Source organism: Aquirufa rosea, from assembly GCF_004118285.1.
Taxonomy (GTDB): domain Bacteria; phylum Bacteroidota; class Bacteroidia; order Cytophagales; family Spirosomataceae; genus Aquirufa; species Aquirufa rosea.
Genome location: NZ_SDHY01000012.1, coordinates 1 through 8,259, shown reverse-complemented (window position 1 = coordinate 8,259; position 8,259 = coordinate 1). Strand labels below are relative to the sequence as shown.

The following is an 8,259-nucleotide window of genomic DNA, read 5'->3' as shown; positions in this document are numbered from 1 at the left end:
CACTTAAGCCGGAGATGGTTCCGCTTAAGCTAGTAGTCACCGTAATATTATTGCCACTGGCATCAAAGCCCGTTACCACGTTACCATAAGCATCCAAGGCTGTTAAGGTGTTCGTTCCTGTAAAGGCTACTCCATTGATCTGGTTGCCGGAAATGCTTACTGCCAACTTACTGAAAGAAGCAGCAGAAACAGTCACTGGCAATTCATGGTGATTACCCACTGCTACTAAGGTTCCATCCGTCACTTGAATCACCGCATTTTCAGCCTTGTATAAATTCAAAGAAACAGTTGCAATACCTGAAGTAAATTCTGTGCTTGTATTAGAGCCAAAGGCAATGCCATCAATCGTAGGGGCTGTTGCCGGGCTGGTGGAACTATTCGCTCCCGAAAACACCAATGTTTTTGTTCCTGCATAGCTAGTTACCGTATTGTGATTAGCATCAACTACTCTGATGGTAATGGATTGAGGAGTTCCAGCTGTTTGAGTTCCTGAGCCAATGATCATCATATGATCTGCTGGACCTGAGCCCATGGTGATATTTGAACTCACAGCGGCTGTACCAGTAGCAGGAGTAAAGGTAAAGGTACCTGAACCAATGGTTCCTGAATATTTTAATCCCAAGCTTGTCAAGTTTGCAACACCATTTACAAAGTCACTCGCACTTGTCAACTTATTGGTACCACTTAAGCCAGAAATGGTTCCAGTTAAGCTAGTAGTCACTGTCACATTATTGCTGCTCGCATCAAAGCTTGTTACCGTATTTCCATAGGCATCTTCCGCCGTTAAGGTATTCGTACCTGTGAAGGCAACTCTGTTGGACTGAGGGGAACTTAAGCTTACTATTAGTTTACTAAAAGCAGCAGGACTTACCGTGATACTTAATCGATCTGAACCAGTCGTACCAATACTTCCATCACTGGCTGCAAAATTCACCGACTCAGCCGTGTAAAGAGCTAATGTAGTGGTAGCCACCCCATTGGTAAATGTTAAAGTGGCCCCGGTATAAGTACTTTGTGTTGCTCCATTTTTATCGACAACCGTAGGATAAACCACTGGATTGCTTGAGCCTGTAGCACCTGTAAATGTCAAAGCATGATCACCTGTATAAGAGGTCACCGTGTTTCCACTGGCGTCTTTCGCGGTAATAGTAATCGTTTGACTTCCGCCAGCTGTTAATGTATTGGTAGTTCCTGTGATCACGAATCGACTAGCTGAACCTGAACCAATGGTCACATTGGATGAAGTTACAGCAGTACCAGAGGCTGGAGTAAAGGTGAATGTGCCTGTTCCTACTGTTCCTGTGTACTTCAAGCCTAAGCTACTTAGGTTCGCAACTCCATTCACAAAGTCACTCGCACTAGTCAACTTGTTGGTTCCACTTAAACCACTGATCGTTCCTGTCAAGCTATTTACACTCACCGTTACGTTATTGACACTAGCATCAAAGCTAATTACTGTATTGCCGTAGGCATCCAAGGCCATCAAGGTATTGCTGCCTGTAAAGGCTACTCCATTCGCTTGAGATCCTACCAAACTAACCGCCAATTTACTGAAGCTAGCAGGGCTAACTGTTATGGCTAAATTTCCTCCAGAAGTAGAATTGATAGTACCATCACTTACTTGAATCTCCGCATTCTCTGCTTTGTATAAATTCAGGCTGGTGGTGGCAACACCATTGCTAAACGTAATGGTAGTTGAAGTTCCAAAATCAGTTGCCACGCTGCTCTTATTCGTTGCAGAAGGAGCAGTAGCTGGGCTGGATGAACTAGCAGCTCCAGAGAATTGTAAATTTTTATCACCACTATATCCCGTAGCGGTATTACCATTGGCATCTAGTGCGGTGATGGTCAATGTTTGTGCATTTCCTGCCGTTTGAGTACTTGATCCAGTAATTACCATTTTGGTAGCAGCACCTGCTCCTATGGTCACATTTCCACTCGTTACCGCTGTACCTGACACTGGAGTAAAGGTAAATGTGCCTGTACCTACTGTACCTGTAAATTTCATTCCCAAGCTTGTCAAATTCGCGATACCATTGACAAAGTCCCCTGAATTGTTCAATTTATTGGTACCACTTAAACCAGATATAGATCCAGTCAAGCCAGTAGTTGTCACCGTCACATTATTGCCAGAGGCATCAAAACCTGTTACTACATTACCATAGGCATCCAAGGCAGTTAAGGTATTGGTTCCCGTAAATGCCACACCATTGTTTTGATTCGCGGCCAAGCTAACTGCTAATTTATTGAATGCCGCAGCAGAAACATTCACAGATAAGCGATCTGAACCTGCAGCAGAAATACTTCCATCGGTAGCAGCCACTAATGCGTTTTCAGCTTTAAATAGAATCATATTAGCTGATGCAACTCCATTGGTAAAGCTAATATTAATTACTGTTCCAAAGTTCACTCCACTCACGGTTGGGTTAGTGGCAGGACTGTCAGAAAGGTTAGCACCACTGAAAGTGATATTTTTAGATCCAGTATATCCTGCTGCTACGTTACCACTGGCATCGCGAGCTGTAATAGTAATCGACTGAGAAGCTCCAGCTGTTTGACTTGCACTACCAGTCACAACCAATTTAGTTGCCGTTCCTCCACTGATGGCCACATTGGCACTGGTTCCTGAAGCACCACCCGTAGCAGCTGTAAAAGTAAAGGTTCCCGTACCTGATGTACCTGTATAGATTAATTTGGTCGCTACATCAGCCACTCCATTGACAAAATCAGAAGCACTGTTGAGTTTATTTATACCCGATAAACCGGAAATGGAACCTGATAAACTGGTAGTCACCGTTACGTTATTTGTACTAGCATCAAATGATGTAATTGTATTTCCATAGGCATCTTGAGCCGTAACAATATTGCTGGAAGTAAATGCTTGTCCATTCACTTGTGGAGTAGAAAGTGACACCGCAAATTTACTAAGACTAGCAGGTGATACTACCACACTTAAGCGATCTGATCCTGCTGAAGCCAATGATCCTTGGGTAGCGACAATCGTTGCAGTCTCTGCGCGATATAATTTCAGCGTTGCCGAGGCCACTCCATTGGTAAATGTGATGGTTGTAGCCGTACCAAAGTTCACATCACTGGAGTTTTTATCGGAAACAGTAGGATTAACAAATGGATTAGTGGAAGATAAAGCTCCTGAGAAAACAAGCGACTTATCTCCAGTGTAAGACGGCACGATATTACCATTGGCGTCTTTAGCTCGAATGGTAATGGTTTGTGCCCCCCCTGCGGTTAATGTACCTGTACCTGTAATTTCCAATCGACTTACTGCACCTGGATTAATAAGGACATTGGAGCTGGTTATAGCTGTACCAGTGGAAGGTGTAAAGGTAAATGTGCCAGTTCCCGAAGCACCATTATATGTTAATCCTAAGGTTGTTAAATTAGCCACACCACCAATAAAGTCATTGGCATTGTTCAATTTATTGGTTCCTGAAAGTCCAGTAATTGTACCTCCCAATGAACTAGAAACCGTAATATTATTTGTAGAAGCATCCAGATTAACGGTATTTCCAAAATCATCTTGTGCTGTCAATGTATTGGTTCCAGTAAAGGCCGTACCTGAAATTTGTGGACTTGCTAAACTTACCGCTAATTTAGAGAAATTACCTGGAGTAATATCTAGGGCAAGATTACCACCACCACTGGAACTGATCGTTCCATCTGTTACACTAACTGTGGTTAATTCGGATTTATAACCTTTCAGAATACTAGTTCCTACCCCGTTCGTAAATGTGATTACAGTTGTGTTCCCAAAATCAATATCCACCGAATTTTTATTTGAAGCCGTAGGTACTTTCGACGGACTGGTAGAAGTAGAGAAAACTAAATTTTTATCTCCCGAGTAGCTCGTGACTATATTTCCGCTTACATCTTGTGCGGTAATGGTGATTGATTTAGTAGTACCAGCCATAATAGAACCTGGAGTGGCGGTGATCACTAATTTATTAGCTGCACCCGGGTTAACGGTCACATTAGCGCTAGTTACAGCCGTACCTGTGGCAGGTGTAAAGGTGAAAGTCCCTGTTCCTGAAGTACCTGTAAAGGTTAACTTACCAGTTAAATTAGCTACCCCATTTACAAAGTCACTATGTGAATTTAATACTGCTCCTCCGCTGAGTCCCGTAATATTACCCGTCAAGGTTTTAGTCACGGTAATATTATTGGTCGTCGCAGTAAATCCGGTTATAGGGTTACCATAAGCATCTTGTGCTGTTAATGTATTGGTGCCTGTGAAGGCTGTAGCATTAGTTTGAGGCGTAGCAAGGCTAACAGCTAGTTTATTGAATACAGTTTCGGAAACAGTTACCAACAATCTATCTGTATTTAAAGCTGAGATACTACCATCTGTAGCTGAAATATTGGCGCTTTCTGCTTTGTAAAGCGTCATGTTAGCAGTAGCCACCCCATTAGTAAAGCTAATATTAGTAGATGTCCCAAAATTAGTACTTGAAACAGTAGGCGCTGTGGCTGGAGAAGGTGAACTAGCTGCTCCTGAGAATACTAAACTCTTAGTTCCTGTATATCCAGTAGCTGTGTTTCCACTAGCATCTTTGGCGGTAATGGTAATGGTTTGTGCAGCTCCTGCTGTTTGTGTACCCGTACCTGTAATAATTAATTTAGTAGCGGCACTACTTGAAATGGTAATCGAAGAGCTAGTTCCGGTAGCACCTCCAGTTGCAGAGCTGGCAGTAAAGGTTCCAGATCCAGCTGTACCCGTAAATATTAATTTATTGGTCACATTGGCCACACCATTTACAAAATCACCTGCATTGTTCAATTTATTGGTTCCACTTAAACCAGTTATTGCTCCTGTCAGACTGGTAGTGATGGTGACATTATTGGCGCTTGCATCAAAACTCAATATTGGATTTTGATAAGCATCCTGTGCAATAATTTCATTGCTACTTGTAAAGGCTGTACCATTTACTTGAGGGTTTGTAAAATTAAGGGCAAACTTATTTAAACTAGCATGTCCTACAGTCACACTCAAACGATCAGCTCCAACAGAGGCTACGGATCCTTCCGTTGCTACCACTATAGCAGATTCTGCCTTGTACAACTTCATGGTAGCCGTAGCTTCACCATTGACAAAGTTAATAGTAGTCGCCGTTCCAAAATTCACATCCGCTGCGGTTTTATCACTTACGGTTGGACGAACGATTGGAACTGAAGTTTGATTCGCACCAGAGAACACTACCGATTTATCACCAGCATAGGTAGTAACAATATTTCCGTTGGTATCTTTGGCACGAATGGTAATCGTTTGACTACCTCCAGCAGTTACAGAACTTGTACCCGTAATCACTAAGCGACTTACTGCACCAGGATTTACCGTGATATTACTTGCCGTGGCAGCAGTACCTGAAGCAGGTGTAAAGGTAAATGTACCTGTTCCTGAAGTTCCCGTAAATGTCAGACCTAAGCTGGTTAAATTTGCCACACCTGCCACAAAATCATTGGCATTGCTTAACTTATCTCCACCTGATAGGCCAGAAATAGTTCCGGTTAAGCTTGTTGAAACTGTAACATTATTGGTCGATGCATTGAAAGCAACTGTATTTCCGTAAGCATCTTGTGCTGTTAAGGTATTCGTACCTGTAAAGGCAGTGGCATTCACCTGTGGACTATTCAAGCTGGCAACTAATTTCGCATAAGCTGCCGTATTTACTGTTACACTGAAACGATCTGCTCCTGAGGCGGATATGGTTCCATCGGTAGCTGCCAAGTCAACAGCCTCTGCTTTAAAAAGCGCCAAGGTTGCTGTAGCCACCCCATTGTTAAAGCTGATAGAAGTAGCTGTTCCTAAATTCACCGATGCCACCGTTGGACTTGTTACTGGGTTAGTTGAAGCATTCGCCCCACTAAATGTAATTGATTTAGAACCCGTATAAGTTGTGGCCGTATTTCCATTAGCATCTTTCGCAGTAATGGTAATAGTCTGCGTTGTTCCAGCCGTTTGTGAGGCAGAAGTTCCCGTAATAATCAATTTAGTAGCCGCTCCAGAACCAATCGTCACATTTCCACTCGTTACTGCAGTACCAGTCGCTGGGGTAAAGGTAAATGTTCCTGTACCTACTGTTCCTGTAAAGATTAGTTTAGATGTTAAATTGGCAACTCCGCTCACAAAATCCAGGGCACTTGTTAATTTATCCGTTCCAGATAAACCTGTAATGCTACCTGTTAATGTGGCAGTTACGGTAATGTTATTGGTAGATGCATTGAAAGTCGTCACTGTATTGCCATAATCATCCTGAGCAGTCAAGGTATTAGTACCTGTAAAGGCAGTACCATTCACTTGAGAACCGTTCAAGCTAACTGCCAATTTACTAAAGCTAGATGCACTCACAGCCACGCTCAATCGATCCGAACCTGCCGCCGATAAGCTACCATCTGTGGCAGCTATCAAAGCTGTTTCAGCTTTATAAAGTACTAAGTTGACACTCGCAGTACCATTACTGAAAGTGATGTTGGTATTTGATCCAAAATCCACACCCGCTACTGTCGGATTAGTGCTCGGTGAAGAAGAAGCATTAGCTCCCGAGAATACTAAAGTTTTAGAACCTGTGTATCCTACGGCGGTATTTCCATTAGCATCTAAGGCGGTAATCGTGATGCTTTGAGCTACACCAGCCGTCTCAGTTGAGCTACCCGAAATACGTAATTTAGTGGCAGCACCTCCTACTACATTAACATTGCTACTTGTTCCTGTTGCACCACCGCTAGCGGAGGCAACCGAGAATGTTCCTGTACCAGAAGTACCTGTAAAGATTAATTTATTCGTCAAATTCGCAACCCCACTTACAAAGTCGCCAGCGCCTGTTAACTTATTTGTTCCTGACAAGCCAGTAATGGTACCCGTTAAACTAGTACTTACCGTTACGTTATTGGCACTAGCATCAAAAGTAGTCAGTGTATTAGCCCAGAAATCTTGTGCAGTTACCGTATTGGTACCTGTAAAAGCTACTCCATTCACCTGTGAATTATTCAGAGCTACTGCAAACTTCGAAAGTGAACCAGCCGAATAGGTAGTTGTCAATCGATCTGCACCAGACGAAGTAATACTACCCTGAGTAGCTACCACGTTGGCTAATTCAGCACGGTATAAAATCATGTTGGTGGTTGCCACACCATTGCTAAAGTTGATAGTAGCGGCGGTACCAAAATCTACAGCAGCTGCATTTTTGTCTGTGACCGTAGGTACTACCACTGGATTCACACTAGAGGAAGCTCCCGAGAATACGATGGATTTGTCACCAGTATAAGAAGTAACCGTATTTCCACTGGCATCTTTCGCTGTTAAGGTAACTACTTGTGCTTGACCAGCTGTACCCGTACTTGATCCGGAAAGAACCATTCTAGTGGCAGTACCAGGATTGATAGTAATACTACCCGAAGTCACTGCCGTTCCAGTTGCTGGAGTAAAGGTAAATGTTCCGCTACCTGAGGCACCTGTATAAGTTAAGTCTAAGGAACTTAGATCAGCCACTCCATTCACAAAATCATCAGTAGCTGACAACTTGTTGGTACCTGATAAACCACTGATACTTCCTGTTAAGCTCGTGCTCACCGTCACATTGTTACCCGAAGCATTGAAGCTAGTCACCGTGTTACCATAAGCATCTTGTGCCGTTAAGCTATTCGTACCTGTGAAGGCCACACCGTTGATTTGTGGACTTGCTAAACTTACGGCTAACTTACTAAAGCTTGCTGGTAATACTTCTACGGCTAATTCATGAGAATTTCCTGTGGAATTTATGGTACCATCAGTCACTGTAACTAATGCATTCTCGGCTTTATATAGCACTATGGAAGAAGTAGCCACACCATTGGTAAATACAATATTTGTCGCTGTACCAAAAGTCGTTCCATTGGCTGTGGCAACCGTCACTGGACTACTTGAGCTATTTGCACCAGAGAAGGTTAAGGACTTAGTTCCAGTGTAATTTGTCACTGTATTGTGATTCGCATCCACCGCTCTAACTGTGATGGTTTGTCCCTCTCCTGCAATCTGACTTGCATTTCCGGTAATCATGAAATGCGTTGCCGATCCTGCATTAATCTGTACCGAACCACTCGTTACCGCTGTACCACTCTGTGGGGTAAAGGTAAAGGTACCTGTGCCTACTGTTCCTGTGTAAATCAACTTCGTACTCAAGTTGGCTACACCACTCACAAAGTCACCTGCGCCTGTCAATTTATTTGTGCCCGACAAGCCAGAAATACTTCCTGTCAGACTGGTCG

At 43.2% G+C, this 8,259-nt stretch carries 1 protein-coding gene; it reads right to left on the bottom strand.

What is annotated here, in order from left to right; genetic code table 11:
• Nucleotides 1–8,259, bottom strand: an 8,259-nt coding sequence (locus ESB04_RS12415; RefSeq protein WP_164969664.1) for a beta strand repeat-containing protein, incomplete at both ends; no start/stop codon positions are given.